The organism is Pseudomonas panipatensis (assembly GCF_900099785.1).
In the GTDB taxonomy this organism is placed as follows: domain Bacteria; phylum Pseudomonadota; class Gammaproteobacteria; order Pseudomonadales; family Pseudomonadaceae; genus Pseudomonas; species Pseudomonas panipatensis.
This window is the reverse complement of the sequence record NZ_FNDS01000007.1, coordinates 88,426-113,515: the sequence shown is the minus strand read 5'-3', so window position 1 is coordinate 113,515 and position 25,090 is coordinate 88,426. Positions and strand designations below refer to the sequence as shown.

Annotated in this window: 24 protein-coding genes and 1 tRNA gene; 9 read left to right on the top strand and 16 right to left on the bottom strand. The window is 66.7% G+C overall.

What is annotated here, in order from left to right; translation table 11 throughout:
• The first annotated feature begins 20 nt into the window (after positions 1 to 20).
• Positions 21 to 494, top strand: a complete 474-nt coding sequence (locus BLQ74_RS17005; protein ID WP_090264284.1) for a TIGR02444 family protein — start codon at positions 21 to 23, stop codon at positions 492 to 494.
• Here BLQ74_RS17005 and BLQ74_RS17000 read toward each other — a convergent pair.
• The gene (locus tag BLQ74_RS17000; protein ID WP_090264282.1) at positions 491 to 1,489 is read right to left on the bottom strand and encodes an AlgP family protein; all 999 of its coding nucleotides are present in this window, start codon (positions 1,487 to 1,489) and stop codon (positions 491 to 493) included. The two genes, BLQ74_RS17005 and BLQ74_RS17000, sit on opposite strands and share 4 nt — an antisense overlap.
• A gap of 125 nt (positions 1,490 to 1,614) precedes the next feature.
• Between BLQ74_RS17000 and BLQ74_RS16995 the strand changes: the two genes are divergently transcribed.
• The gene (locus BLQ74_RS16995) at positions 1,615 to 2,265 is read left to right on the top strand and encodes an FKBP-type peptidyl-prolyl cis-trans isomerase (RefSeq protein WP_090264280.1); all 651 of its coding nucleotides are present in this window, start codon (positions 1,615 to 1,617) and stop codon (positions 2,263 to 2,265) included.
• A gap of 57 nt (positions 2,266 to 2,322) precedes the next feature.
• Here the strand turns inward: BLQ74_RS16995 and rsd are convergent, their stop codons facing one another.
• Positions 2,323 to 2,790 carry a sigma D regulator gene (gene rsd, locus BLQ74_RS16990; RefSeq protein ID WP_090264804.1) on the bottom strand — a complete coding sequence of 156 codons (468 nt, stop codon included), beginning with the start codon at positions 2,788 to 2,790 and terminating at the stop codon, positions 2,323 to 2,325.
• A gap of 246 nt (positions 2,791 to 3,036) precedes the next feature.
• Positions 3,037 to 3,519, bottom strand: a complete 483-nt coding sequence (locus BLQ74_RS16985) for a disulfide bond formation protein B (protein ID WP_090264278.1) — start codon at positions 3,517 to 3,519, stop codon at positions 3,037 to 3,039.
• Positions 3,520 to 3,634: 115 nt separating this feature from the next.
• On the opposite strand from BLQ74_RS16985, the gene BLQ74_RS16980 reads away from it, so the two are divergent.
• Entirely contained in the window at positions 3,635 to 4,732 is a 1,098-nt protein-coding gene (locus BLQ74_RS16980) for a PQQ-dependent sugar dehydrogenase (RefSeq protein ID WP_212633147.1), read from the top strand.
• A 60-nt stretch (positions 4,733 to 4,792) separates the two neighbouring features.
• Here BLQ74_RS16980 and BLQ74_RS16975 read toward each other — a convergent pair whose 3' ends face one another.
• From BLQ74_RS16975 to BLQ74_RS16950, 6 genes are all read right to left on the bottom strand, one after another.
• Positions 4,793 to 6,019, bottom strand: a complete 1,227-nt coding sequence (locus BLQ74_RS16975) for a heme biosynthesis HemY N-terminal domain-containing protein (protein ID WP_090264276.1) — start codon at positions 6,017 to 6,019, stop codon at positions 4,793 to 4,795.
• Positions 6,016 to 7,122, bottom strand: a complete 1,107-nt coding sequence (locus tag BLQ74_RS16970; protein WP_090264274.1) for a uroporphyrinogen-III C-methyltransferase — start codon at positions 7,120 to 7,122, stop codon at positions 6,016 to 6,018. The genes BLQ74_RS16975 and BLQ74_RS16970 overlap by 4 nt, the downstream gene beginning before the upstream one ends.
• 22 nt (positions 7,123 to 7,144) lie before the next feature.
• Positions 7,145 to 7,909 carry a uroporphyrinogen-III synthase gene (locus BLQ74_RS16965; RefSeq protein ID WP_090264272.1) on the bottom strand — a complete coding sequence of 255 codons (765 nt, stop codon included), beginning with the start codon at positions 7,907 to 7,909 and terminating at the stop codon, positions 7,145 to 7,147.
• On the bottom strand, positions 7,906 to 8,847 hold the full coding sequence (hemC, locus tag BLQ74_RS16960) for a hydroxymethylbilane synthase (protein ID WP_090264270.1): 942 nt from the start codon (positions 8,845 to 8,847) through the stop codon (positions 7,906 to 7,908). Before hemC ends, BLQ74_RS16965 begins: the two co-directional genes overlap by 4 nt.
• A gap of 114 nt (positions 8,848 to 8,961) precedes the next feature.
• On the bottom strand, positions 8,962 to 9,708 hold the full coding sequence (gene algR / locus BLQ74_RS16955; RefSeq protein ID WP_090264268.1) for an alginate biosynthesis regulator AlgR: 747 nt from the start codon (positions 9,706 to 9,708) through the stop codon (positions 8,962 to 8,964).
• A gap of 4 nt (positions 9,709 to 9,712) precedes the next feature.
• Complete coding sequence (locus tag BLQ74_RS16950; RefSeq protein WP_090264266.1) at positions 9,713 to 10,783, bottom strand: sensor histidine kinase; 1,071 nt, start codon at positions 10,781 to 10,783, stop codon at positions 9,713 to 9,715.
• A gap of 234 nt (positions 10,784 to 11,017) precedes the next feature.
• On the opposite strand from BLQ74_RS16950, the gene argH reads away from it, so the two are divergent.
• A complete protein-coding gene (gene argH, locus BLQ74_RS16945) occupies positions 11,018 to 12,412 on the top strand; it encodes an argininosuccinate lyase (protein ID WP_090264264.1) in 1,395 nt (464 codons plus the stop codon).
• Between the two features lie 34 nt (positions 12,413 to 12,446).
• Here argH and BLQ74_RS16940 read toward each other — a convergent pair whose 3' ends face one another.
• The 3 genes from BLQ74_RS16940 to gabD all read right to left on the bottom strand — a co-directional run bounded on the left by BLQ74_RS16940 (position 12,447) and on the right by gabD (position 16,792).
• Positions 12,447 to 13,691 (bottom strand): HDOD domain-containing protein, encoded by a 1,245-nt coding sequence (locus BLQ74_RS16940; protein ID WP_090264262.1) that lies wholly within the window; start codon positions 13,689 to 13,691, stop codon positions 12,447 to 12,449.
• Positions 13,692 to 13,863: 172 nt separating this feature from the next.
• Entirely contained in the window at positions 13,864 to 15,144 is a 1,281-nt protein-coding gene (gene gabT / locus BLQ74_RS16935; protein ID WP_090264260.1) for a 4-aminobutyrate--2-oxoglutarate transaminase, read from the bottom strand.
• 196 nt (positions 15,145 to 15,340) lie between these two features.
• Positions 15,341 to 16,792, bottom strand: coding sequence for an NADP-dependent succinate-semialdehyde dehydrogenase (gene gabD / locus BLQ74_RS16930; RefSeq protein WP_090264259.1), 1,452 nt, complete (start codon positions 16,790 to 16,792; stop codon positions 15,341 to 15,343).
• Between the two features lie 635 nt (positions 16,793 to 17,427).
• Between gabD and BLQ74_RS16925 the strand changes: the two genes are divergently transcribed.
• A tRNA-Arg gene (locus BLQ74_RS16925) sits at positions 17,428 to 17,504 on the top strand.
• A 203-nt stretch (positions 17,505 to 17,707) separates the two neighbouring features.
• Here BLQ74_RS16925 and BLQ74_RS27100 read toward each other — a convergent pair.
• Positions 17,708 to 18,088, bottom strand: a complete 381-nt coding sequence (locus tag BLQ74_RS27100; protein WP_139199081.1) for a hypothetical protein — start codon at positions 18,086 to 18,088, stop codon at positions 17,708 to 17,710.
• A gap of 258 nt (positions 18,089 to 18,346) precedes the next feature.
• Between BLQ74_RS27100 and msuE the strand changes: the two genes are divergently transcribed.
• From msuE to BLQ74_RS16905, 4 genes are read left to right on the top strand one after another with little or no spacing between them, the layout of a single operon-like run.
• Positions 18,347 to 18,907, top strand: a complete 561-nt coding sequence (gene msuE / locus BLQ74_RS16920) for an FMN reductase (RefSeq protein WP_090264257.1) — start codon at positions 18,347 to 18,349, stop codon at positions 18,905 to 18,907.
• Positions 18,908 to 18,918: 11 nt separating this feature from the next.
• Positions 18,919 to 20,070 carry an FMNH2-dependent alkanesulfonate monooxygenase gene (ssuD, locus tag BLQ74_RS16915; protein ID WP_090264255.1) on the top strand — a complete coding sequence of 384 codons (1,152 nt, stop codon included), beginning with the start codon at positions 18,919 to 18,921 and terminating at the stop codon, positions 20,068 to 20,070.
• A 37-nt stretch (positions 20,071 to 20,107) separates the two neighbouring features.
• Positions 20,108 to 21,295, top strand: a complete 1,188-nt coding sequence (locus tag BLQ74_RS16910) for an acyl-CoA dehydrogenase family protein (protein ID WP_090264253.1) — start codon at positions 20,108 to 20,110, stop codon at positions 21,293 to 21,295.
• Positions 21,296 to 21,306: 11 nt separating this feature from the next.
• Positions 21,307 to 22,413, top strand: a complete 1,107-nt coding sequence (locus BLQ74_RS16905) for a sigma-54 interaction domain-containing protein (RefSeq protein WP_090264251.1) — start codon at positions 21,307 to 21,309, stop codon at positions 22,411 to 22,413.
• 24 nt (positions 22,414 to 22,437) lie between these two features.
• Here the strand turns inward: BLQ74_RS16905 and BLQ74_RS16900 are convergent, their stop codons facing one another.
• From BLQ74_RS16900 to BLQ74_RS16890, 3 genes are all read right to left on the bottom strand, one after another.
• Positions 22,438 to 23,484, bottom strand: coding sequence for a methionine ABC transporter ATP-binding protein (locus BLQ74_RS16900; protein WP_090264249.1), 1,047 nt, complete (start codon positions 23,482 to 23,484; stop codon positions 22,438 to 22,440).
• Between the two features lie 69 nt (positions 23,485 to 23,553).
• The gene (locus BLQ74_RS16895) at positions 23,554 to 24,324 is read right to left on the bottom strand and encodes a MetQ/NlpA family ABC transporter substrate-binding protein (protein WP_090264248.1); all 771 of its coding nucleotides are present in this window, start codon (positions 24,322 to 24,324) and stop codon (positions 23,554 to 23,556) included.
• A 98-nt stretch (positions 24,325 to 24,422) separates the two neighbouring features.
• Positions 24,423 to 25,088 (bottom strand): methionine ABC transporter permease, encoded by a 666-nt coding sequence (locus tag BLQ74_RS16890; RefSeq protein ID WP_090264246.1) that lies wholly within the window; start codon positions 25,086 to 25,088, stop codon positions 24,423 to 24,425.
• Positions 25,089 to 25,090 lie beyond the last annotated feature (2 nt).

Here is a 25,090-nt window from a genome sequence, read left to right as displayed (position 1 = left end):
TCAATCGCTGTGGGAGCCTTATGTCGGAAGATGTCTGGTCGTTTGCTCTCGATCTGTATGCGCGGCCCGGCGTCGAACCGGCCTGTCTGGCGTTGCAGGACGCCGGTGCGGATGTCTGCCTGCTGCTGGCTGGCGCCTGGTTCGGCTGGCGTGGCATAGCCTGCGATGCGCAGCACCTGGCGGAGCTGCGAGAACTGGCCAGGCCCCTGCGAGAGGAGTTGGTGATGCCACTGCGTGCGCTGCGCCAGCAATGGCGCGCACAGGCGCGGCTGGATCAGCGGGTGGCGGAGCTGCGGGAATCCGTCAAGGCGCTGGAGTTGCGCGCGGAGCGGCTACTGCTGGAGCGGCTGGCGGATGCCGGAAGGAACTGGACGAGCGGGAGCGGCGATGACCTCGATGCCTGGCTGCAAGGTTGTGCAGGCGCTGCCGCGGAGCAGCACCGCGATGCGCTGCTAGAGCTGCGCATCGCGGTGACTCACAGAAAGCAGCCTTAGGACGCGCTGCTCGGCGTCGGGGCTGCCGGCGTGGCAGGAGCTGCCGCTGCCGGGGTGCTGCTGGCGGCGGCCGGGGCGGCCGGCACGGCAGGCTTGGCAACAGGCGCTGCAGCCGGAGCAGCAGGCTTGGCCGCCGCAGGCTTCGCGGCCGGTTTGGCAGCGGCCGGTTTCGCGGCTACAGCCTTAGCGGCAGGCTTGGCAGCGGGTTTCACTGCAGCGGCTTTGGCGGCTGGCTTGGCTGCCGGTTTCGCGGCAACGGCTTTGGCCGCAGGCTTGGCGGCCGGCTTCGCGGTAACGGCTTTAGCGGCAGGCTTGGCTGCCGGTTTCGCGGTAACGGCTTTGGCGGCAGGCTTGGCTGCCGGTTTCGCGGCGACGGCTTTGGCCGCAGGCTTGGCTGCCGGTTTCGCGGCAACGGCTTTGGCGGCAGGCTTGGCTGCCGGCTTCGCGGCCACGGCTTTGGCGGCAGGCTTGGCTACCGGCTTCGCGGCGGCAGCTTTGGCGGCAGGCTTCGCGGCCACGGTTCTGGCGGCAGGCTTGGCAGCGGGTTTCGCGGCAACGGCTTTGGCGGCCACCGGCTTGGCGGCGGCGACGCTGCTGCGCGAAGCCAGCGATTTGCTGACTGCCTCTTTCACCTTGCTGACGCCCTGGGCCAGCTTCAGGCTCTCCTGGACGTCGCGCTTGAGATTGGCGATGTAGGTACGGGTCTCCGCCTGACGATTCTTCAGCGTCTCCAGCACTTCTTCCAGTTCACCGATGCTGGCCTTGGCCTTGGCTTGCGCCTTGGCCTTGCCGGCCTTGCCCGCTTCCTGCAGCTTGGTGCGCGCCTTGTGCAGCTTGTCCTGCGCCTTGGCGCGTTGCTTCTCCAGCTTGGCATGGAGCTTCTCGGAATCGACCAGCGCTTGTTTGCAGGCGGAATCGAGGTGCTCGATCAGACTATGGGAAAGTTGCTGCAGCAGATGCAAAGGGGTGGTGACGGGTTTCTTGTTGGCCGACATGACGTGCCTCCTGGCGGACGTGGTTGCGCCCATACTAGTCCCGCGCAGGCACTCTCGCCAACGCCCTGATTGAGCTGCAGCCCGCGGCAGGCATAATCGCCAGCACTTTGCGCATGAGAAAAACCATGTCCCGGCACCTGCTTTTCGCTCTGCTGTGTTGCGGCCCACTGGCGGCCGCCGCGGCACCACAGGATGAAACCGCCTACAGCATCGGCGTCAGTCTCGGCCAGCGGCTGCAGCAGGAAGTCCCGCCCGGAGCCCTGCCGGACCTGCTCGAAGGCCTGCGCCAGGGCTATCGCGGCGAGGCGCTGGCGTTGCCGCGCGAGCGCATCGATGCGCTGCTCGCCGCCCACGAGCGACAGGTGCAGCAACAGAATGAACAGGCCTCCAGCGAGGATGCCGCGCGCGTCGCCGAGCGTCGTTTCCTGGTCCGGGAAAAAGCCCGTTTTGGCGTGCACGAACTGAACGGCGGGGTATTGGTGAGCGAGTTGCGCAGCGGGCATGGCGCGATCGCTCCCAACGCCCGCGAAGTACAGGTGAGCTACGCCGGACAACTCGCCGACGGCACGCCCTTCGACGCCAGCGACAAGCCGCAGTGGTTCCGCCTGGACGCGGTCATTCCCGGCTGGCGCACCGCCCTGGCAGCAATGCCGGTCGGCGCCAAATGGCGAGTGGTGATCCCCTCGGCGCAGGCATATGGCGCACAGGGGGCTGGCGGGGTCATCCCACCCTACGCGGCGCTGGTATTCGAGATCGAATTGCTGGGCAGTCGCTGAACATGAAAAAGGCGCGTCCCGGCAAAGGTTCGCGCCCCGTTCGGCCCACGACGGAACTCAGGCGGTGAGTGCCCGCTGTTCGTGCGCGGTGTGCAGCACTTCGATCAGGCAGTCTTCCAGCTCGAAGCGCTCGTGCAGTTGCTGCCGTAGCTGTTTCAACTCGCTGGTCAGGCAGGTGCCTTCGCGGCAGTCGCCGTTTTCGCAACGGTCATTGAAATTGAGTGCGGCGGCGGTGATGGCTTCCAGACGCGGATAGATCTGCTTGGCCAGTTCCAGGCCGCGAGCGTCACCGAACGCCTGGGCCTCGCCCATCAGCTGTTCGTAGACCTCGAAATGCCCGGCCGACATGTAGTCGAGCAGTCTCTGACAGAAGTTCTGCAGATCCTCGCCATTGATCTTGGGTGCTTGAGGCCCGTTGAGCGAGTCGAAGGAATGGATCAGATCCTGACGATCATGCAGCCAGCGATCGATCAACTGGTGCACGCCTCCCCAACGTTCCTGGGCATTACGGCAGCTCTCGAGCATGTTGTCCTCGCTTCCCTCGTCGCTGTCCCAGCGCATCCGCGTCGGGACAATTTTTTGTCGAATGCGGATGTCAGCCGGAAACTTTTCTTAATTCTGGCGGTTTCCCGGCGGAGCGGAAGATCAGAGTATGCCCGTGGCATAGCGGCATCAAGACGCCACTGGAGGAAAATTCATACGAGCGTTTAATAGGTGGGCCGCGGTTTCATTGACTCCGCGGCCCGTCACAAGCCCGTGCGGGCGCGGCAATCAGCCGCGGCGGAAGAATTGGATGAGCGCGAAGAGGCTGAAGGCAACGAAAGCCAGCAGACTCCATTCCGGAATGCTCAGGCTGAGCAGGGTCCAGTTCACTTCGGCGCAGTCAGCGGAGCCATGGAACATGGTCCAGAGGACATCCGCGTAGGGCATGGTCTGCATCATGTAATCCAGCGGCGGCAGGCAGGCCGGCAACTGGTCCGCCGGCAGCGTCTGCAGCCAGATCTGCCGGCCGGCGGTGCCGGCGCCGGCCAGCGAACTGAGCAGGATCAGCAGCGAGTAAGCGCGGCGGCCTCGACCGTGGAGGGCGGCGATCAGGGCGAAAAGCCCGGCGCCGGCGAAGAAGATGCGCTGCAGGATGCACAGCGGGCAGGGTTCGAGGCCGATCACGTACTGCAGGTAGAAGCCGCTGCCCAGCATGGCGGCGCAGGCGAGGAAGGCGAGGAAGAACAGGGAACGTGGGCTGGCCAGGTTCATGGTGGCTCCGGATGGCAGCGCTGAGGCGAGAAGGCCGCTACGGTAGAGGAAAGGGCGCGGGCCTTTCAAGGCGGCGGGCTAGACTCCCCGGGACAGCCATCCGGGAATCCCTACCATGCGTCGCCTCCTCGTCATGCTCGCCGCGCTGTTTCTGGCGCCCCTGCCGCCCGCCATCGCCGGCCCGGCACTGGCCCAGTTGAAAGTACCGGACGGCTTCCGCATCGAGCTGCTCAGCGACCAGTTGCCCAATGCCCGCGCCATGGCCCTGGGCGCGCGTGGCACCCTGTTCGTCGGCAGCAACCAGGCGGGCCGGGTCTACGCCCTGAGCCCCGGCGAGACACGCCCGCGGGTGATTGCCAGCGGCTTGCAACTGCCGGTCGGCGTGGCCTTTCACAATGGCGACCTGTACGTCTCGGCGGTCAGCCGCATCCTGGTGCTGCGCGACATCGAGACGCATCTGGACGCCCCGCCCCAGCCGGAACCGCTCGCCGTCGAGTTCCCTGGCGACTTCGCCCACGGCTGGAAATTCATCGCCTTCGGCCCGGATGGCAAGCTCTACGTACCGGTGGGCGCTCCCTGCAACATCTGCCGGCCGGACCCTCAGCGCTACGCCAACCTGCAGCGCATGAACGCCGACGGCAGTGGCCGCGAGGTGGTGGCCCGGGGCATCCGCAACAGTGTCGGCTTCGACTGGAACCCGGACAGCGGCGAACTCTGGTTCACCGACAACGGCCGCGACATGCTCGGTGATGACCAGCCCAGCGATGAACTCAACCGCCTGAGCCGGCCGGGGCAGGACTTCGGATACCCGGATTGCCATGCCGGCGACATCGCCGATCCGCAGTTCGCCGCGCGCCCGTGCAGCGACTTCGTTGCCCCGGTGGCCAAACTCGGCGCCCACGTCGCCGCCCTCGGCCTGCGCTTCTACAACGGCAGGCAATTCCCCGCCGAGTATCGCGGCAACCTGTTCATCGCCGAGCACGGCTCATGGAACCGAAGCCACAAGGTAGGCTACCGCGTGGTGCGCGTGCAGTTGAACGCCGACGGCTCGCTGAAGCGCCAGAGCATCTTCGCCGAAGGCTGGCTGCAACCCGGCGAACAGGTGCTCGGCCGGCCGGCCGATGTGCTGGTCGCCGACGATGGCTCGCTGCTGGTCAGCGACGATCTCGCCGGCGCGGTCTACCGCATCAGCTACCACGGGGAGCAGCCGTAAGGAGGTTGGCGAGCCCATGAAAAACGGCGCCCGCAGGCGCCGTTGGCATCGCCGATGAGGCTAGGCCTTGAGCGGCGGCTGCGGCTGCGCGGCGAGGAGGCTGAGTCCCTCCTGGAAGAGTTTGTTGCTGCGCTCCACTTCGCCCAGATGCGCCAACAGACGGGCCAGTTCGGCGCAGGTCTCGGCGCTGCGCTGGCGACCGAGGCTGGCCTCCAGGTATTCGCGCGCCTTGCCCCAGAGCTTGTCGGCCAGGCACAGGCGGCCCAGGGTGAGCAGCAAGCCGGCATCGTCGGGGCGCTTCTTCAGCCAACCTTCGGCGGTCTGCAACTGACGCGCCGGATCGCTGCCCCGCGCCTGCCCGTAGAGCAGCACCAGCCGCTCGTCGTAGTCGTCCCTCAGGGCCTGACGCAGCACCTGCTCGGCCTCCTGCGGAGCGCCCAGGCGCAGCAACTGGCGGGCGTACTCGGCCACCAGCAGCGGCTGCCCACGCAACGCGGAGGGCAGGTTGTTCCAGGTCTGACTCAGCGGCTGCAACGCCGCCTCCCCCTGCCCCAGGCCTTGCTCGCCGGCCTTCTCCAGGGCGGCGCCCCAGGCACGGCGCTCCAGGTCGCTGAGCTGGGCGTTGGCCAGCACCCGCTCTTTGCGCAGCTCAGGCAGCAAGGCGAGGAGCGCGCTCCACTCATGCAGGCTGACATACAGTTGCTGCAACAGGCGCAGCACCGTCGGATGGCGCGGATGCTCCTCGTGCAGCTTGACCAGCACCTCACGGGCCGGCTCGAAGGCGCCGCGATTGATCAGCAGTTGCGCGCGGGTCAGTCCGACGGCCAGGGCAGCGCCCGGTTCACGTTCCTGCGCGCGGTCGAGCAGTTGGTCGCACTCGTCGGTGCGCCCCAGTTCATTGGCCGCGCGGGCAGCGCCGAGGTAGCTGGGCAGGCTGCGCTCGCCGAGTTCGGCGGCACGCCGCAGGTGACGCAAGGCCTGGGCCCAGTGACCTTCGGCAAGGTCGCGTTGACCATGGGTTTCGGCCAGCTCGGCACGGCGCCGGCGGTTGAAACGCGACCAGGGGTTGACCACCCGCCCGGACACCCCGAGCAGGCGCAGCAGCAGACGCACGGCCAGATAGACCAGCCAGGCCAGCGCCAGCAGCGCGAGGAAAGTCCACAGGCTGGATTCGTAACGGAAGCTCTTGTAGGCGATCAGCACATAGCCCGACTGCTCGGCGATGGCCAGCCCGACCAGGGTGGCCGCCAGCACCATGGCCAGGATCAGCAGATAGACTCGGCTCATGGGCGGCTCTCCTGCGCCGCGGGCGCGACCGGCTGGGCCTGCGGATCGGCGGCACTATCACGGCGCGCCAGGTAGGCCTGCAGCGCGCTGAGGGCAGGCGCCAGGTCGGGCGCCTGCACGCTGACCGGCTGCTGCGCCAACTCGTCGATGCGCAGCCCCAGGGCGCGGCTATCGGCCAGCTCGGCGTTGAAGAAGTCGCCGAGAATCTGCCGGGCCTGCTTGAGCGACTGCTGGTAGACCTCCTGCTTGCCATTCAGCGCGGCCCATTGGGCCTGTTCGAGGGCAAGGCTCAGGGCCAGGCGCACACGGGTCAGTTGCTGCCCGGAAAGCAGCGGGCGAATGTCCTGGCCAGCGTTGAAGTCGATGCGCACGTAACGCGAGATGCGCTCCCACCATTGATCCAGGGTGTTGCTGCCATCGCCCCAGGCGGTGCCGGCGCTCTGCACCGGGCCGGCCTGGAAGGTCGGCTCCAGCGGCTGCAATTGCGCCGCCTGATCGCGCAGGGCGCCCAGTTGCAGGAACAGCCCGGTGCGGTCCGGCTGCGGCAGGCTGCGCAGCGCTTCCAGGCTCTTCGCCAGTTGCGCGCGCGCGGCGAAGGCACCCGGATCGTTCTGTGCGCGCAGGATGTCATCGGCGCCCTGTACCAGTTGGGTCGCACTTTCCACGTCCTGCAGCGCGGACAGGCGCAGACTGGCGAGACGCAGCAGGTGCTCGGCTTCGGCCAGGCGCCATTGCTGGCGGCTCTGCCCCAGCACCTGCTTGAGTTGCTGGGCGAGTTGCTGCTGGTCACCTTGCAGCTCCACCACCAGGCGGCGGCGAGCCTCCAGTTCATCGGCGCTGGGCAGCCCATCGATGCGCTTCGACAGCGCCTGCGCACTCTGCTTCAGGCTCTGCGCCTGGCCACGGGCTTCATCCAACTGCGCCGAGCGGGCGTGGTCGACGGCCTGCAACTGTTTGACCTGCCAGAGGCCCCAGCCACCGGCGCCCAGGCCGGCGATGCCGATCAGCAGGGCCAGGGCGGCGAGCCCATTGCCGCTCTTGGCGGGCGCCGGCTCGGCGGGTGTGTTTTGCGGGGTGTCTTGGGGAGTGACGGCTTCGCTCACAGGTCCATCCTTCGCTCGGAAATTATTCTTCGTCGGCGCCGCTGAGCGCCTCCAGCAAGGCCGCGGCGCTGGCGCCACGGCAATCGATCACCCGTTGCGCACCCGCCTGCCGGGCCAACTCGGCGACCCGCGCACTGGGCACGAACAACGGCAACGCAGCCAGTTCCGGCCAATCCTCGGCGGCCAGGCGCCGCAGGTGTTCGAGGCCTTGTCCGCTGCTGACCAGCAATCCATTCAGGCGCTCCGCACGGACCCGCCGCAGCGGTTCGCCCGGCGCATAGGCCGGCAGGGTACGCCGGTAGAGTTCCAGATAATCCACCACGACACCTTGGCCGCGCAGGCGCTCGGCGAGAAACTCCCGGCCACCTTCGCCGCGCAGGATCAGCACCCGCGGCTCGGGCACCTTCAGCGCCTCGACCAGTGCCGGCAGCGCCAGCAGCGCCTCGCTGTCGTCGCCCTCGACCGGGTAGTGCACGCGCAACCCATAGTCATCGAGGATAGACGCCGTGGCCGCGCCCACCGCGAACCAGGCCTGACGGGCCGGTGGTTGCGGCCAGTAACGGTCGAGCCGTTCCAGGCCGAGACGCGCGGCGGGCTTGCTGACCACCACCACGGCGCAATAACGGTCGAGGTCGAGCAGCAGGCTGCGTTGTTCGGGGGTTTCTTCGAGGGGTTCGATCGCCAGCAGTGGTAGGCTGGCGCTGTGCACGCCCTGCTCGGCCAGGCTCGCAGCCAGCGCCGCGCATTCTTCCTGCGGGCGCGTCAGCAGCAACCGCCAGCGGCTCACTGTGGATCGGCCTCACCGTAGACGGCGTCGAGGATGCCCTGGGCGCCCTGCGCCAGCAGCGCCTCGGCAACCCGCACACCCAGCGCTTCGGCTTCAGCGATGGGCGCCCGGTCTTCGGCGCGCAGCAGTTGCGAACCATCGGGCTGCCCGACCAGGCCGCGCAGCCACAGTTGTTCGCCCTCGCGCACCGCATAGCAGGCGATGGGCACCTGGCAGCCACCGTTGAGGCGCTTGTTCAGCGCGCGCTCGGCGGTCACGCGCAACGCGGTGTCCTGGTGGTGCAACGGCGCCAGCAGCGCCTGGATTTCGTCGTCGGCGCTGCGGCATTCGATGCCCACCGCGCCCTGGCCGCCAGCCGGCAGGCTGTCCTCGACGCCGATCGAAGCACGGATGCGCGCGGCGAAGCCGAGGCGGATCAGGCCGGCGGCGGCGAGGATGATGGCGTCGTATTCACCGGCATCGAGCTTGGCCAGGCGGGTGTTGACGTTGCCGCGCAGGAAGCGGATCTGCAGGTCGGGCCGGCTGGCCAGCAATTGCGCCTGGCGGCGCAGGCTGGAGGTGCCGACCACGCTACCGGCGGGCAGCTCGGCGAGGCTCGCGCAGGTGTTGGAGACAAAGGCGTCGCGCGGGTCTTCGCGCTCGCAGATGCAGTACAGGCCCAGGCCCTCGGGGAAGTCCATGGGCACATCCTTCATGGAGTGCACGGCGATGTCCGCGGCATTCTCCAGCAGGGCGGTCTCCAGCTCCTTGACGAACAGCCCCTTGCCGCCGATCTTCGCCAGCGGGGCGTCGAGCAGCTTGTCGCCGCGGCTGGTCATCGGCAGCAGCGTTACACGCAGCCCGGGGTGGGCTTGTTCCAGACGGGATTTGACGTACTCGGCCTGCCACAAGGCCAGGGCGCTCTGGCGGGTGGCGATACGGATTTCGCGGGGCGACATGGGCAATTCCGGACAAAGGACTGCCAGCGATGATAACAGGCTTCAGGCTCAAGGCTTATCCGAGAACGGCACGCCCGCCGCCACGCCCGGGCGGCCTTCCGTGGCCTGCCGCGCTCAAAGGTTGTGCATCAAGCGGCGGACTCCGGCGACATGCCGCCGGCTGACCGTCAGGGCATCCCCGTCCAGGCCTTTCAGGAAGAGCTGGAAATGCCCGAGCGGCGTGCGTTGCAGGCGTTCGATACGCTCGCGGGAAACCAGCGCGTTGCGGTGGATACGCACGAAGCGCTCGCCGAACTCGTCTTCCAGCGCCTTCAATGGCTCGTCCAGCAACACCTCGCCGCCGGCGTGACGCAATGTCACGTACTTGTGGTCGGCGATGAAGAAGATCACCTCTTCCAACGGGATCAGCTCGATACCCTTGCGGGTTCGCGCGCTGATATGACTGCGCGGCCCCGGCCCGCCGGCGGCCGGCGGCTTGGTCAACGCGGCCAGTTGCACACGGTTCGGTCGCGAGGCTTTTTTCAGCGCCTCGGCCAGGTCTTCGCTGCGCACCGGCTTGACCAGATAACCGACCGCGCTGACCTGGAAGGCTTCCAGGGCGAATTCATCATGGGCGGTGCAGAAGATCACCGCCGGGGGGGCTTCACGCTCGCACAGCTTGGCCGCGACCTGAAGCCCGTCCAAGCCGGGCATGCGGATATCCAGCAGGACGATATCCGGCTTCAGGCTGTCGATCAGCGCGAGCGCTTCTTCGCCGTTGCTGGCAGAGGGCTCAAGGACGCGATAGCCGTCCAGTTGCCCTACCAGTCGGGCTAGGCGCTCACGCGCCAGTGGTTCGTCATCGACGATCAGGACATTCATAAGCTCAGGCTTCCTGCATGAGACGCGCACATGGATAGCGTAGACAGGTGTAGTGCCGTCCGTCACGGCGCTCGACGCTCAGACTCGCCTTTGGCCCGAAAAGTGCCGCCAGGCGCGCCGCAATATTCTGCAGCGCCTGGCGTGTCCCCTTCGTCGGCAGAGCCTCGGTCGACTCGTCGTACGGGTTGCTCACGCACAGCTGGAACACACCGTCACGGTAGTCCGCCTCAACTTTAACCAGGCCGCCTTCGATGCGCGGCTGGATACCATAGATCAACGAATTTTCCAGAAGCGGTTGCAGGGTCAACTGCGGAATGGGCACGCCCGCGGGCACGCCACTCACCTGCCAGTCCAATTGCAACCGCTCGCCCAGGCGGAACTGCTCAATGGAAAGATAGCGCCTGGCCAGCTCCAGTTCCTCCCCCCAGGAAATTAAAGTCCCCGGCTTGGCCAGACTGGCGCGGAACAGGTCCGACAGATTCAGCACTGCCTGCTCGGCCTTGCCCGGGTCCAGCTCGATCAGGCAGGCGATGCTGTTCAGGCTGTTGAACAGGAAGTGCGGGCGGATACGTGCCTGCAGGGATTCGATACGGGCGCGCAATTCCGCCTGCTCCTGTCTGCGCCATTGGCTCTGTAGATAAAAGTAGCGTAGCAACAAGGCCGACATGATGAGGGCGATCAAGGCATGGCGCAGGTAGAGGTTGACCTCGCCCTTGATCGGCAGTGGCCCGCCCAGGGAGTAATAGTCGGCCACCGCGGTGCAGCCCAGGGTCAGCAGCACCACCAGCAGGCAACTGGCCGCGCCCGAAAGCCACGCCGGCCAGCGCGCCAGCAACGGCCGCAGACGGCAGAGCACGGCGGCGGAGAGCAGCACGATCCATTGCACGAAGAGGGAACAGAGCGCCAGGCGCACCCAGTTGAAACTGGGGGTCATCGGCTCCGCCAGCACCAGTACCAGCACCAGCAGCTCGGCCAGCAGGATCAGGCTGAACAGCGCTTCGGACTGGCACAACTCGGGGATGAAGAAATCGTCTTGATTCGCCGGCTGGGGGCCGGTCTTGGTATCTATTGGCATCGTCGCAGTTTCCGCAAGGCTCTCTCCCTCGGCAAGCACCTCATGCTGCGCCAGCCCCATTCGCACAGCGAAATGTCGACTGCGCCCCGATCCACGCGGGAAGTCCGGCCGCCGAGCCGCGTCACAGCCGTCGACGCGCGCGTCGGTTTTACCCTTCAGCCTGCTATTATCGTCGGACTTTGCCCGTCATGCAGGGTGCCCGCGCATTCCTGCCCGTTTCCGCGAGAGATATCCATGAGCGTAGAGAAGACCAACCAGTCCTGGGGCGGCCGCTTCAGCGAACCCGTCGACGCCTTCGTCGCCCGCTTCACCGCCTCCGTCGACTTCGACAAGCGCCTCTACCGCCACGACATCATGGGCTCCATCGCCCACGCCAGCATGCTGGCCAAGGTCGGCGTGCTGACCGACGCCGAACGCGACGCCATCGTCGATGGCCTGAAGCAGATCCAGTCCGAGATCGAAGCCGGCAACTTCGACTGGCGCGTCGACCTGGAAGACGTGCACATGAACATCGAGGCGCGCCTCACCGACCGCATCGGCGTCACCGGCAAGAAGCTGCACACCGGTCGTTCGCGCAACGATCAGGTGGCCACCGACATCCGTCTCTGGCTGCGCGACGAGATCGACCTGATCCTCGCCGAGATCACTCGCCTGCAGCAGGGCCTGCTCGGTCTGGCCGAGGCCGAAGCCGACACCATCATGCCCGGCTTCACCCACCTGCAGACCGCCCAGCCGGTCACCTTCGGCCACCACCTGCTGGCCTGGTTCGAGATGCTCAGCCGCGATCACGAGCGCCTGGTCGACTGCCGCAAGCGGGTCAACCGCATGCCCCTGGGCAGTGCCGCGCTGGCCGGCACCACCTATCCGATCCAGCGGGAAATCACCTGCGAACTGCTGGGATTCGAAGCGATCTCCGGCAACTCCCTGGATGGCGTTTCCGACCGTGACTTCGCCATCGAATTCTGCGCCGCCGCCTCGCTGGCGATGATGCACCTGTCGCGCTTCTCCGAAGAGCTGGTGCTCTGGACCAGCGCGCAGTTCCAGTTCATCGATCTGCCCGACCGCTTCTGCACCGGCTCCTCGATCATGCCGCAGAAGAAGAACCCGGACGTGCCGGAGCTGGTGCGCGGCAAGTCCGGCCGGGTCTTCGGCCACCTGGCCGGCCTGCTGACCCTGATGAAAGGCCAGCCGCTGGCCTACAACAAGGACAACCAGGAAGACAAGGAACCACTGTTCGACGCCGCCGACACCCTGCGCGACAGCCTGCGCGCCTTCGCCGACATGGTCCCGGCGATCAAGCCGAAGCGCGAGATCATGCGCGAGGCGGCCCGTCGCGGCTTCTCCACCGCCACCGACCTGGCCGACTACCTGGTGCGCAAGGGCCTGCCCTTCCGCGACTGCCACGAAATCGTCGGCCATGCGGTGAAGTACGGCGTGGACAGCGGCAAGGACCTGGCCGAGATGAGCCTGGACGAGCTGCGTCGGTTCAGCGATCAGATCGGCGACGACGTCTTCGCCGTGCTCACCCTGGAAGGCTCGGTGAACGCGCGCAATCACATCGGCGGCACCGCCCCGGCGCAAGTACGCGCCGCCGTGGCGCGCGGCAAGGAACTGCTGGCCCAGCGCTGAGTGGTCGGGGCCGCGCCCAGGCGCGGCCCAACGGCTACGCGTCCAGCGGCTCGGGCGGGGCGACCTCGGGAGCGAGGAAGCCCTGCAGCAGCCGTAGCTGACTCGGCCCGAGGCCGAGCATCCGTACCGCCTTGCTGTCCTTCAACTCGTCTTCGCGCCCGGCCGGCAAGCGCGCGGCCGCGGCCGCCAGGTTGAGGATCAGCGCCTTGCGCGAAAACACCCCACTGCCCATGCCATAGGCTGCCGCGATCAGCTCACGCAGCTCCAGCGGCAAGCGCCAGCGCGTGCGCAGGGTAGAACCAAAGCCCGCCCCATAGCCCTTGAGGCTCTCGTCGATCAGTTCTTCGTTCAACTCCCCGCCGCGCTGCTGCCACTCCTCCAGGGTGCGCAACACGGCCAGGTCACCCAGGCAATGCAGCAGGCCAGCGGTGTAACAGCGCGGCGCATCGACACCGATGTCCTCGGCCAAGACCTGGGCCGCCTCCGCGGTGCGCTGCGAAAGATCCCAGAAGCCCTGGGCACGCGCCTTCAGCTGTGGATCGGCGAGCTGGGCGGCACGCTCCAGGCTCAGGCCAAGCACCAGATTCGTGGCCTGGGCCAGCCCGAGCCGGGCCAGCGCCTGAGCCAGCGTCAGGCAAGGCATGCCAGCGTGCCGCGCGGCGCTGTTGGCGGCGGCGATCAGGCAGGCGGTGATCTGCGGGTCGCGGCCGAACTCATCCTCCAACTGCTCCAGGCTGAGTTCAGCGGTATTCAGGCAGCGGCTCACTGCGGTGCCGACTTCCTCCAGCAAGGGAGCACCATCCGCGGCATCACGCGCATCAGCGAGAAAGTTGTCGAGGCTACCGGCGACCCTGGCGACGGGCGCCACGCAGGCGACTTCCTGCCCCGGCTCGACCAGCAGGGCGCGCAGGCGCTGGCGCAAGTCCTCGGCATTGAATGGCTTGACCAGGTAGGCGCTGGGCGCCAGCGGCAACACAGCACGCACGCTGGCGGTATCGGCGCTGGCGCTGATCAGGATGAAATCCGGCGCCAGCGGGCCGCGCCGGGTGCGACGCAAATGGCGCAGCAAATCGATGCCATCGGCGCCGGGCAGCTCCTGCTCGGCCACGACCAGCGTGAAGACACGCTGACGGCAAAGCTCGATGGCGTGAGTGCCGTCCTCGCAGAATTCGATGGTCGCATCGCAACGCACGCTCAGCACCAACTGGCCGAGCAGTTCACGGTTCCAGGGGTCAGCGGCGGCGACCAGCACGCCCGGAGCCTTGGGGGTTTCTGTCATGGAGTTCCTCTCAGATGCGCGGCACCTTAACCGAGCAGCAGACTCCATGCCAGGGGACAGATCAAAGCCGCGGCATTTACGTCGGCAGCGGCGAAAGCGTCGGCGAACTTTTCTCGCGCCCAAGAAAAAGGCCCGCTTGCGCGGGCCTCTTCCTCGAACGAACGAAGCCTTATCAGGCCAGTTCGTCGAAGCACTCGGCCAGGATGGCCAGGCCTTTGTCCAACTGCGCGTCCGGGATGGTGATCGGCATCAGGAAGCGGATGACGTTGTAGTAGGTACCGCAGGAGAGCAGGATCAGGCCTTTCTCGCGGGCACGCACCACGATCTTGCCGACCAGCTCGGCCGCCGGCTTGTGCACGTCGCCGCCTTCGAACAGCTCGATGGCGACCATCGAACCCAGGCCGCGGACGTCGCCGATGACCTTGTGCTTGGCCTGGATTTCACGCAGACCGGCCTTCAGGCGCTCGCCGAGGGTCTTCGAACGCTCGAGCAGCTTCTCTTCCTCGAACACTTTCAGCACGGCCAGGGAGGCGGCGCAGGCGATCGGGCTGCCGGCATAGGTGCCACCCAGGCCACCGGGAGCGATGGCGTCCATGATTTCCGCTTTGCCGCATACGCCGGAGATCGGGAAGCCGCCGCCGACGGACTTGGCGAAGGTGGTCAGGTCCGGGACGATGCCCAGTTGCTCGGTGGCGAAGAAGGTGCCGGTACGGCCAGCGCCGGTCTGCACTTCGTCAGCGATCAGCAGGATGCCGTGCTCGTCGCACAGGGCGCGCAGGCGCTGCATGAAGGCCTTGGAGTTGACGTAGAAGCCACCTTCGCCCTGTACCGGCTCGATGATGATGGCAGCAATGTCGCGCGGCTGGGCATCGTTCTTGAAGATGCGCTCGATGCTGGCGATGGACTCGTCTTCGCTGACGCCATGCAGTTCGCACGGAGCCAGGGCACGGAAGATGCCGCCCGGCATCAGGCCCATGCCAGCGGAGTACGGAACCACCTTGCCGGTCAGACCCAGGGTCATCATGGTGCGGCCGTGGTAGGCGCCGGTGAAGGCGATCACGCCAGCACGGCCGGTGGCGGCGCGAGCGATCTTGACGGCGTTCTCGACGGCTTCGGAACCGCTGGTGACCAGCAGGGTTTTCTTGGCGAAGTCGCCCGGTACGCGCTTGGCGATTTCTTCAGCCAGCTCGATGTAGGGCTCGTAGGCCAGAACCTGGAAGCAGGTGTGCGACAGCTTGGTCAGTTGCTCCTGAACGGCCGCCACCACTTTCGGGTGCAGGTGGCCGGTGTTCAGTACGGCAATGCCGCCGGCGAAGTCGATGTACTCGCGGCCTTCCACGTCCCAGACGGTGGAGTTCTCGGCGCGCTCGGCGACGACCGGGTGGATCTGGCCTACGCCGCGCGGAACGGCGGCCTGGCGGCGTTGCAGCAGGGATTCGTTGGTTTTGCTCATAACTTCCTCAGTGGCCGCTCATCGGTCGGCCGGGGCAAAGGATGAAGACGGGGAGAAGCCACGCGCGACAGCATACGATGATCGACTGTCGCGGCACTTGCGGCCCGCCGGGTGGGTTGTCCGGTGCCACCACCGGAAAACGCCGACGCGAAAGCGGCTATCAGCTCTTGCCTGCCGCCCCGCGTCCACGGGGAAATCAGATACCGCCGAGGCAGAGGTACTTGATCTCGAGGTAGTCCTCGATACCGTACTTCGAACCTTCGCGGCCCAGGCCAGAGGCCTTGATGCCGCCGAAGGGCGCCACTTCGTTGGAAATCAGGCCGGTGTTGATACCCACCATGCCGTATTCCAGTGCTTCACCGACGCGGAACACGCGGCCCAGGTCACGGGCGTAGAAGTAGGAAGCTAGACCGAATTCGGTGTCGTTGGCCATGGCGATGACCTCGGCCTCGTCCTTGAAGCGGAACAGCGGCGCCAGCGGGCCGAAGGTCTCTTCCTTGGCCACGGCGGCGTTCTTCGGTACGTCGACCAGCACGGTCGGCTCGAAGAAGGTGCCACCCAGGGCGTGCGGCTTGCCGCCAGCGACGACCTTGGCGCCCTTGGACACGGCGTCGGCGATGTGCTCCTGGACCTTGGCCACGGCCTTGGCGTCGATCAGCGGGCCGGTGGTGATGCCCTGCTCCAGGCCGTTGCCGATGTTCAGCTTGGCCACGGCGACCTTCAGTTTCTCGACGAAGGCGTCGTAGACACCGTCCTGGATGTACAGGCGGTTGGCGCAGACGCAAGTCTGGCCGTTGTTGCGGTACTTGGAGATCAGCGCGCCTTCGACGGCGGCGTCCAAGTCGGCGTCATCGAAGACGATGAAGGGCGCGTTGCCGCCCAGCTCCAGGGAGACCTTCTTGATGTCGTGGGCGCATTCGGCCATCAGCTGGCGACCGATTTCGGTCGAGCCGGTGAAGGTCAGCTTGCGCACGATCGGGTTGCTGGTCAGCTCGCCGCCGACTTCGCCGGCGCTGCCGGTGACCACGCTGAACACGCCTTTCGGAATGCCGGCGCGCTCGGCCAGTTCGGCCAGGGCCAGGGCCGAGTACGGGGTCTGCGAAGCGGGCTTGAGGACCATGGTGCAGCCGGCAGCCAGGGCCGGGCCGGCCTTGCGGGTGATCATCGCCGAGGGGAAGTTCCACGGGGTGATGGCGGCGGTGACGCCGATCGGCTGCTTGATAACGATGATGCGCTTGTCGGCCTGGTGGCCCGGGATGGTGTCGCCATAGACGCGCTTGGCTTCTTCGCCGAACCACTCGAGGAAGGAGGCGGCGTAGGCAATCTCGCCCTTGGCTTCAGCCAACGGCTTACCCTGCTCGATGGTCATCAGGCGGGCCAGGTCGTCCTGGTTCTGCATCATCAGCTCGAACCAGCGGCGCAGCTTGTTGGCGCGCTCCTTGGCGGTCAGCGCGCGCCAGGCCGGCAGGGCCTTCTCGGCGGCTTCGATAGCGCGACGGGTTTCCGCGGCGCCCATCTTCGGCACGCTGCCGATGATTTCGTTGGTGGCAGGGTTGTTGACCTTGATGGTCTGGCCGCTATCGGCATCCACCCAGGAACCATCGATGTAGGCCTGTTGACGGAACAGCTTGGCATCATTGAGTTGCATGACCAGTCTCCTTCGAGGAATGCCATGAGCAGCGGGTCTACCTCGACTACCCCGCATGCCTTTTTGTCTGGAAAATCTTGGAGGAGCCGCGGCCCCATCCGTTCCATTGCCCCCGCTGGCCGCCGCTGAACGGGCGGCGCGGGCGCTACCGGATGCCCGGCGTGGCGGCGCGACGTCGCACGCGGACACGAGTGATCGCAGGCCGCGACAAGGGTCGGGTCTGCCTCAGGGTCACCAGGGTATCCATGGAAAGAAAACGCTGTCGCTGAAACGACGCTACCACGAGACTCCGGCTCGACGCGCAGCCTTGCGAGCGCAACGGCTGGGACGACGGACGCAACGGAAGAAAGTCATCCGGCAGGCACAAGGCCGGCTGCTGTGATGCCAATTCCCCTGTCTCCTGTTGTTGTGGTAGGGCGTTTGAAATGTCAAACGCATCCTAGGGGCACAAGCCACAAAGGGCAAGGGGTCGTTCAATAAAATCAACGCAAAACCAGGCATTCCGCGGCTTTGCGGGCACTCGCCAGCGACGGACGGCGGCACTGCTTTTCGATCCTTAAAACCGATATTCCCGGCATGGACGCACGCCAACGAGATGCGTATGATTGCCGCCTGCCGCGCCAGCCGCGGCAACTGCATCCGTAGCTCAGCTGGATAGAGTACTGCCCTCCGAAGGCAGGGGTCGTGGGTTCGAATCCCGCCGGATGCGCCATCTGCCTGTTTCGAGCTGTCTCAGACAGTCTGCGAAACCACCTGCAAAGCCCGCCCCGTGCGGGCTTTCTCGTTTCCGCCCATCCCTTATCGCCACGCCGCCCCGACACAACTCGCCCTCGGCGAATGGTGCGCCTTCCTTCATTCCTCCCCGCTACAAACAGAAACCCCGCCATGGGGCGGGGTTCTGCGCAGGGCATGGGCTCAGCGGCGCTCGAAGCCCGGACCACCGCCGTGGCCGCCACCACCGCCACCACCGCCCGGACCGCCGAAGGGCGGGAAGAACGGCCAGCAGCCGGAGAGCGAGAGAAGGGATATCAGCAGAACGGCTTTGACTGCCTTGGAAATCATGACTGCACCATCGTGTACGGAAAAAAGCGGCGCAGAGTAGACAACGGGTGACGTTTGGAGTCTCGGGGAAATTGGTATCAGCTTGGTAGGCTTTGTATCGATCTCGTTGCGATCTTCCGTTTCCCGCTTGCCGTGACAGCCGCACTGCCGTGCCGATGATGGATCGGCGCCAGGATTTTCCAGCTTGTCTTTCGTCCCCGTCGGCGCAGTGACGTCAGGTGGTGCTTTGCTCATTTATATTCCACAAAAGAATATAAATGTTTGAATTTATTCTTTTTTAGTATCTTACGAATCTTCTATAACTGCTCGAACGCCGACGGGCGCCCAGTGTTGCCTCGCGGACAGTTGAGCAGCAGAACTTTCCGCCCATCAACACCCACCCGCCACCGTCAGAAAAAATCCTTTTGAATTCAATGAATTAAATCCTGGTACAGCTCTTGCTCTCCCAGATCGACGGCTCTGTTCGTAGAGCAACAGCACAGGAATCCGACAATGACCGCTCCCCTGAACGTAGTCGCCGTGTCCGGCGGCGCCTATCGTCCCTCGCGCACTCAGGTGCTGACTCAGGCAATCCTCGATGAGTTCGCCCGCCACCTGAATATCGCGCCGCGCCTGATCGAACTGGCGGACATCGCCCGCCCGGTGGGTGGCGCGCTGAGCCGCCAGGAACTGCCCGAGGCGATCGAGGCACAACTGCAGGCCATCGAGAACGCCGATCTGCTGATCGTCGCTTCGCCGGTATACCGCGGCTCTTACCCGGGCCAGCTCAAGCACCTGTTCGATCTGCTCGGCCAGGACGCCCTGGTCGACACCCCGGTGCTACTCGCCGCCACCGGCGGCAGCCAGCGCCACGCCCTGGTGATCGATCACCAGTTGCGCCCGCTGTTCAGTTTCTTCCAGTCGCTGACCCTGCCGCTGGGCGTCTACGCCAGCGAGGCGGACTTCAGCGATTACCGCATCAGTTGCGAACTGCTGCAGGCGCGCATCCGCCTGGCGGTGGAGCGCGCCCTGCCGCTGTTCGGCGACCGCCACGCACTGCGCCGTATCGCCTGAGGAACCGACCGATGAATGTCTTCTGGTTCCTCCCCACCCACGGCGACGGCCACTACCTGGGCACCAGCCAGGGAGCCCGCCCGGTCAGCCTGAATTACCTCAAGCAGATCGCCCAGGCCGCCGACGGCCTCGGTTATCACGGCGTGCTGATTCCCACCGGACGCTCCTGCGAGGACTCCTGGGTGATCGCCTCGGCCCTGGCGCCGCTCACCGAGCGCCTGCGCTTCCTGGTGGCGATCCGTCCGGGGATCATTTCGCCGACCGTCTCGGCGCGCATGGCGGCGACCCTCGACCGCCTTTCCAACGGACGCCTGCTGATCAACGTGGTCACCGGCGGCGACCCGGACGAGAACCGCGGCGACGGCATCCACCTCAGCCACGCCGAGCGCTATGAGGTCAGCGACGAGTTCCTGCGCATCTGGCGCCGGGTGTTGCAAGGCGAGTCGGTGGACTTCGCCGGCAAGCACCTGCAGGTGGAAAACGCCAAGGCGCTCTACCCACCCGTGCAGAAACCCTATCCGCCGCTGTACTTCGGCGGTTCCTCGGACGCCGCCCACGAGCTGGCCGCCGAGCAGCTCGATGTCTATCTGACCTGGGGCGAACCGCCGGCCGCGGTGGCGGCGAAGATCGCCGATGTCCGCGCGCGCGCCGCCCGCCACGGGCGCACGGTGAAGTTCGGCATTCGCCTGCACGTGATCGTGCGGCCGACCGCCGACGAGGCCTGGAAGGCCGCCGACCAACTGATCGAGCACATTTCCGACGAGACCATCGCCGCGGCGCAGCAGTCGTTCGCCCGCTTCGACTCCGAAGGCCAGCGGCGCATGGCTGCGCTGCACGGCGGTCGCCGCGACAACCTGGTGATCGCGCCCAACCTCTGGGCCGGCGTCGGCCTGGTACGCGGCGGCGCCGGCACGGCGCTGGTCGGCGACCCGCAGCAGGTCGCGGCACGCATCAAGGAGTACGCCGATCTCGGCATCGACAGCTTCATTTTCTCCGGCTACCCGCACCTGGAAGAGGCCTACCGCTTCGCCGAACTGGTCTTCCCGCTGCTGCCCGAGCCTTACGCCAGCCTGGCCGGCCGGGGCGTCACCAATCTCACCGGGCCGTTCGGCGAAATGATCGCCAACGACGTACTGCCCGCCGACCGGAAGCAGCCGGCATGAGCCCGCTGCAAGCCATCAATCAGTCGAGGAATCCCGCGTGAGTTCACAAGCACAAGCGTCCGTCATCAGTCCGCTGCAACTGGCCCGCAAGCTGGCCGCGGACTTCGCCGAAACCGCCGCCGAACGCGACAAGCGCGGCGGCACGCCGAAGGCCGAGCGCGATGCGCTGCGGCGCAGCGGCCTGCTGTCCCTGAGCATCCCCACCCAGTTCGGTGGCCTGGGCGCCAGTTGGAGCGAGACCCTCAGCGTGGTCCGCGAGTTCGCCAAGGTGGACAGTTCCATCGCCCACGTCTTCGGCTTCCAGCACCTGATGCTGGCCACCGTGCGGCTGTTCTCGCGGCCCGAGCAATGGCAGCCGTGGTTCGAACAGACCGCGCGCAAGAACTGGTTCTGGGGCAACGCCCTGAACCCGCTGGATACCCGCACGGTGGTGAAGACCTTCGACGGCTGGCGCGAGTTTTCCGGGAAGAAGAGCTTCTGTTCCGGCGCCAGCGATTCGGAAATGCTGATCGCCTCGGCGGTGGATGAAAGCGCCGGCGGCAAGCTGCTGATCGCCGCCATCCCCAGCGGCCGCACCGGCATCACCCTGCACGGCGACTGGGACAACATGGGCCAGCGGCAGACCGACAGCGGCAGCGCCACCTTCGAGCGGGTGCGGGTCGAGGAGTCCGAGCTGCTGCTCGATCCGGGCCCGCTGAGCACGCCGTTCGCCTGCCTGCGCCCGCTGATCGCGCAGTTGCACTTCACCCACATTTTCCTCGGCATCGCCGAAGGCGCCTTCGAAGAGGCCCGCCAGTACACCCTCAAGGAAAGCCGGCCGTGGTTCACCTCCAAGGTCCGCCACGTCAGCGAAGACCCCTACGTCCTGCGCCATTACGGCGAGTTCTGGGCCGGCCTGGAGGCTGTCCGCGCGCTCGTCGAACGCGCCGCCGCGCAGCTCGACGAGGCCTGGCGCAAGGAACACGGCCTGGGCAGCGAGGAGCGCGCGCAACTGGCGCTGTCCATCGCCAGCGCCAAGGTCGCCGCGACCCGCACCGGTCTCGACCTGTGCACCCGTCTGTTCGAAGTCACCGGGGCGCGCGCCACCCATGCGGCGCTGCGCTTCGATCGTTATTGGCGCAACCTGCGCACCCAGAGCCTGCACGACCCGCTGGATTACAAGATCCACGAGTTGGGCGACTGGGCGCTGAACGGGACGCGCCCCACCCCTACCTTCTACTCCTGAGCGAGGGCGCCATGCAGCTACTGACTCTTCCCCCATCCCCCTCACTGGCCACCTCGATCCGGGCGACCGCGCAAGTCTTCGAAGACCCGAAATCGCAGGCGCTGCTCGCCCACTTGCAACAGGTCGCCCCGAGCGAGGCCAGCGTCCTGATCATTGGCGAGACCGGCACGGGGAAAGAGCTGGTGGCGCGCCATATCCACAACCTCAGCGGCCGCCGCAACGGCCCCTTTGTCGCGGTCAACTGCGGGGCCTTCTCCGAATCGCTGGTCGAGGCCGAGCTGTTCGGCCACGAGAAGGGCGCCTTCACCGGCGCCCTCGGCGCCAAGGCCGGCTGGTTCGAGGAGGCCAACGGCGGCACCCTGTTCCTCGATGAGATCGGCGACCTGCCGATGGCTATCCAGGTCAAGCTGCTGCGCGTGCTCCAGGAACGCGAAGTGGTGCGCCTGGGCTCGCGCAAGAGCATCCCGATCAATGTGCGGGTGCTGGCGGCGACCAACGTGCAACTGGAAAAGGCGATCAACGCCGGGCACTTCCGCGAGGACCTCTACTACCGCCTCAACGTGGTCGCGCTCAACCTGCATCCGCTGCGCGAGCGGCCGGGCGACATCCTGCCGCTGACCCGGCATTTCATCCGCACCTACAGCGAGCGCCTGGGCTACGGCCAGGTGGCGCTGAGCGCGGAGGCCGAACGCAAGCTGGTGGAATACGGCTGGCCGGGCAACATCCGCGAGCTGGAGAACGTCATCCACCACAGCCTGCTGACCTGCCGCGACGGCCTGGTGCGCGCCGAAGACCTGCGCCTGTCCAACCTGCGCCTGGAGCGCCAGGACGACAGCACGGGCGCGAACATCGGCGAGTCCGCCGAGGAACTCCTGCAACGGGCATTCCGCCGCCTGTTCGAGGAACACGACGGGGCGCTCTACGAGAAGGTCGAGGAAGGCCTGCTGCGCGCCGCCTACCGGTTCTGCCACCACAACCAGGTGCACACCGCGAACCTGCTCGGCCTGTCGCGCAACATCACCCGCACGCGCCTGATCGCCATCGGCGAGCTGGTGGTGAACAAGCGCCGCAGCCAGGACAGCGCGATCGACAACCGCGTGGTGCACCTGTCGATCTGATTCGGCGGGCGCCGTCCCGCGCCCTCAGGCGTGGGCCAGCGCCACCCGGTCGGCGACCTGCTGCGCACGCGCCAGCAGCGCCGGCACCTCCGAAGCGGGCGTCGCGACGCGCACCCGCAGGCAACCCAGGGCACGCCCCTGGATGCGCTCGATGCTGCCTTGCACCAGGCGCGTCGCCCCACCCAAGCACTCACTGATCGCCGCCAGGTCCGGGTCATGCCCGCTGGCGCCGGTGTAGTGCAGGTCGAGCAGCACCTCGCTGGAGGCCAATCTCGGCAACGGCGCCGCATCCACGTGTTGCAGGGTGCCGAGCAGGGTGCGCGTCACCTCGTGGCGCGGCTCGCCGAAGACTTCCCAGACCTCGCCCTGCTCCACCACCTGGCCACGCTCCAGCACCACCACGCGGTCGCAGAGGTCACGGATCACTTCCATCTCATGGGTGATGAGGACAATGGTCAGGCCGAGGCGCCGATTGATGTCGCGCAGCAGGGCGAGGATCGACTGGGTGCTCTCCGGGTCCAGCGCCGAAGTGGCCTCGTCGCAAAGCAGCAGGTCGGGCTGCAGGACCAGCGCGCGGGCGATGCCGACGCGCTGCTTCTGTCCGCCGGAGAGCTGCGCCGGATAGGCCTCGCGCTTGTCCGCCAGGCCGACCAGCTGCAGCAGCTCGGCGACGCGCCGCTCGCGTTCGGCGCGCTCGACGCCGGCCAGGCGCAGCGGCAGGGCGACGTTGTCGCCGACAGTCTTCGAGGCCATCAGGTTGAAATGCTGAAAGATCATCCCGGTGCGCTGGCGCAGTTGCGCCAGGCGCGCGCGGTCGAAGCCGGCGATATCCTCGCCGTCGACCAGCACCTGGCCACTGCTCGGCTGCTCCAGGCGGTTCAGCGAACGCAGCAGCGAGGACTTGCCGGCGCCGCTGCGGCCGATGATGCCGAAGACCTCGCCGCGACGGATCTCCAGGTTGATGTCATGCAGCGCCTGCACGGTCTGCTGGCGCGCCTGGTACTGCTTGCCCAGGCCGCGTATGCGGATATGGGTCGCCGCGGCGAGGGCCTGGGAATTGAAACTGACCATGGGGGAACGTCCACTGCAAACGCGCCGCCCACGCCCCAGCCGGGGCGCGGACGGCCGGTGATGGCTCGATCAGAAGCCGGGGGCGATCTGACCCTTGTAGCGGGTCAGGATGAAGTTGCGCACTTCCGGCGAGTTCAGCGCCTTGGCCAGTTTCTGGATGCGCGGGTCCTGGATGTTGTCCGGACGCGCGACCAGGTACTCGACGTAGAGGTCCTTGCCCTTCTCGACGATCAGCGCGCTGTTGGTGTCGATGCCGGCTTCCAGGGCGTAGTTGGCGAAGACGAAGGCCAGGTCGACCTGCTTCACCGAGCGCGCCAGCATGGCGCCTTCCAGTTCACGAATCTTCAGGTGGTGCGGGTTGTCGAGGATGTCGCGCTGGGTGGACTGCGGATTGCTCGGGTCCTTGAGCTTGATCAGCCCGGCCTCGGCCAGCAGCACCAGGGCGCGGCCGGTGTTCACCGGGTCGTTGGGGATGGCCACGCTGGCGCCGTCGGGCAGCTCGGCGAGGCTCTTGATCTTGGTCGAGTAGGCGCCGAAGGGCTCGATGTGCACACCGACCACCGGCACCAGGTCGGTGTGGCGGGTCTTGTTGAAGTCATCGAGGAACGGGCGGTACTGGTAGTAGTTGGCGTCGAGGTTCTTCTGCGCCAGTTGCAGGTTGGGCTGGATGAAGTCGTTGAACACCTTGATGTCCAGGTCGACGCCTTCCTTGGCCAGGGTCGGTTTGACGAATTCGAGGATCTCCGCGTGCGGCACCGGGGTGGCGCCGACCACCAGTTTGTCGTTGGCGTGGGCGGTGATGGAGAGGACAGCGGCCAGGGCGGCCAGGACTTTTTTCATTGCGCTTGCTCCAGAAAATGCAGGGAAAGATGGCCGTCGTGGGGTGGACGTGGGGCCTGCGGCAGCGATACCCGGCTGCCGCGTGCGGGTCTTGCCGGCTAACGCCGGGTGAAATGTCGGACCAGGCGGTCGCCGCTCATCTGCAACGCCTGCACCAGCAGGATCAGCAGCAGCACGGTGACCACCATCACGTCGGTCTGGAAACGCTGGTAGCCGAAGCGGATCGCCAGGTCGCCGAGGCCGCCGCCGCCGACCACCCCGGCCATCGCGGTGTAATCCACCAGGACGATGGCGGTCACCGTGATCGCCGCGATCAGCCCGGTGCGCGCCTCCGGCAGCAGGGTGTGGAGGATGATCTGCGCGGTGCTCGCGCCCATCGCCTGCACTGCCTCGATCAGCCCGCGATCGACTTCGCGCAGGGCGCTCTCCACCAGGCGCGCGAAGAACGGCGTGCAACCCACCACCAGCGGCGGAATGGCGCCGCGCACCCCCAGCGAGGTCCCGGTCACCAGGGTGGTGAGCGGAATCAGCACGATCAGCAGGATGATGAAGGGCATCGAGCGCAGGACGTTGGCCACCACCGAGAGCACCCGGTACAGCGCCGGCGAGGCGAGCAACTGGCGCTGCCCGGTGAGGTACAGCAGCACGCCAAGCGGCAGGCCGAGCAGCACCGTGCAGCCAAGGGCCGCGCCGAGCATGCTCAGGGTGTCGAGGCAGGCCTGGGCGATCTCGCTCCAGTCGACGTTGCTCAGCCAGGCGTTCATCG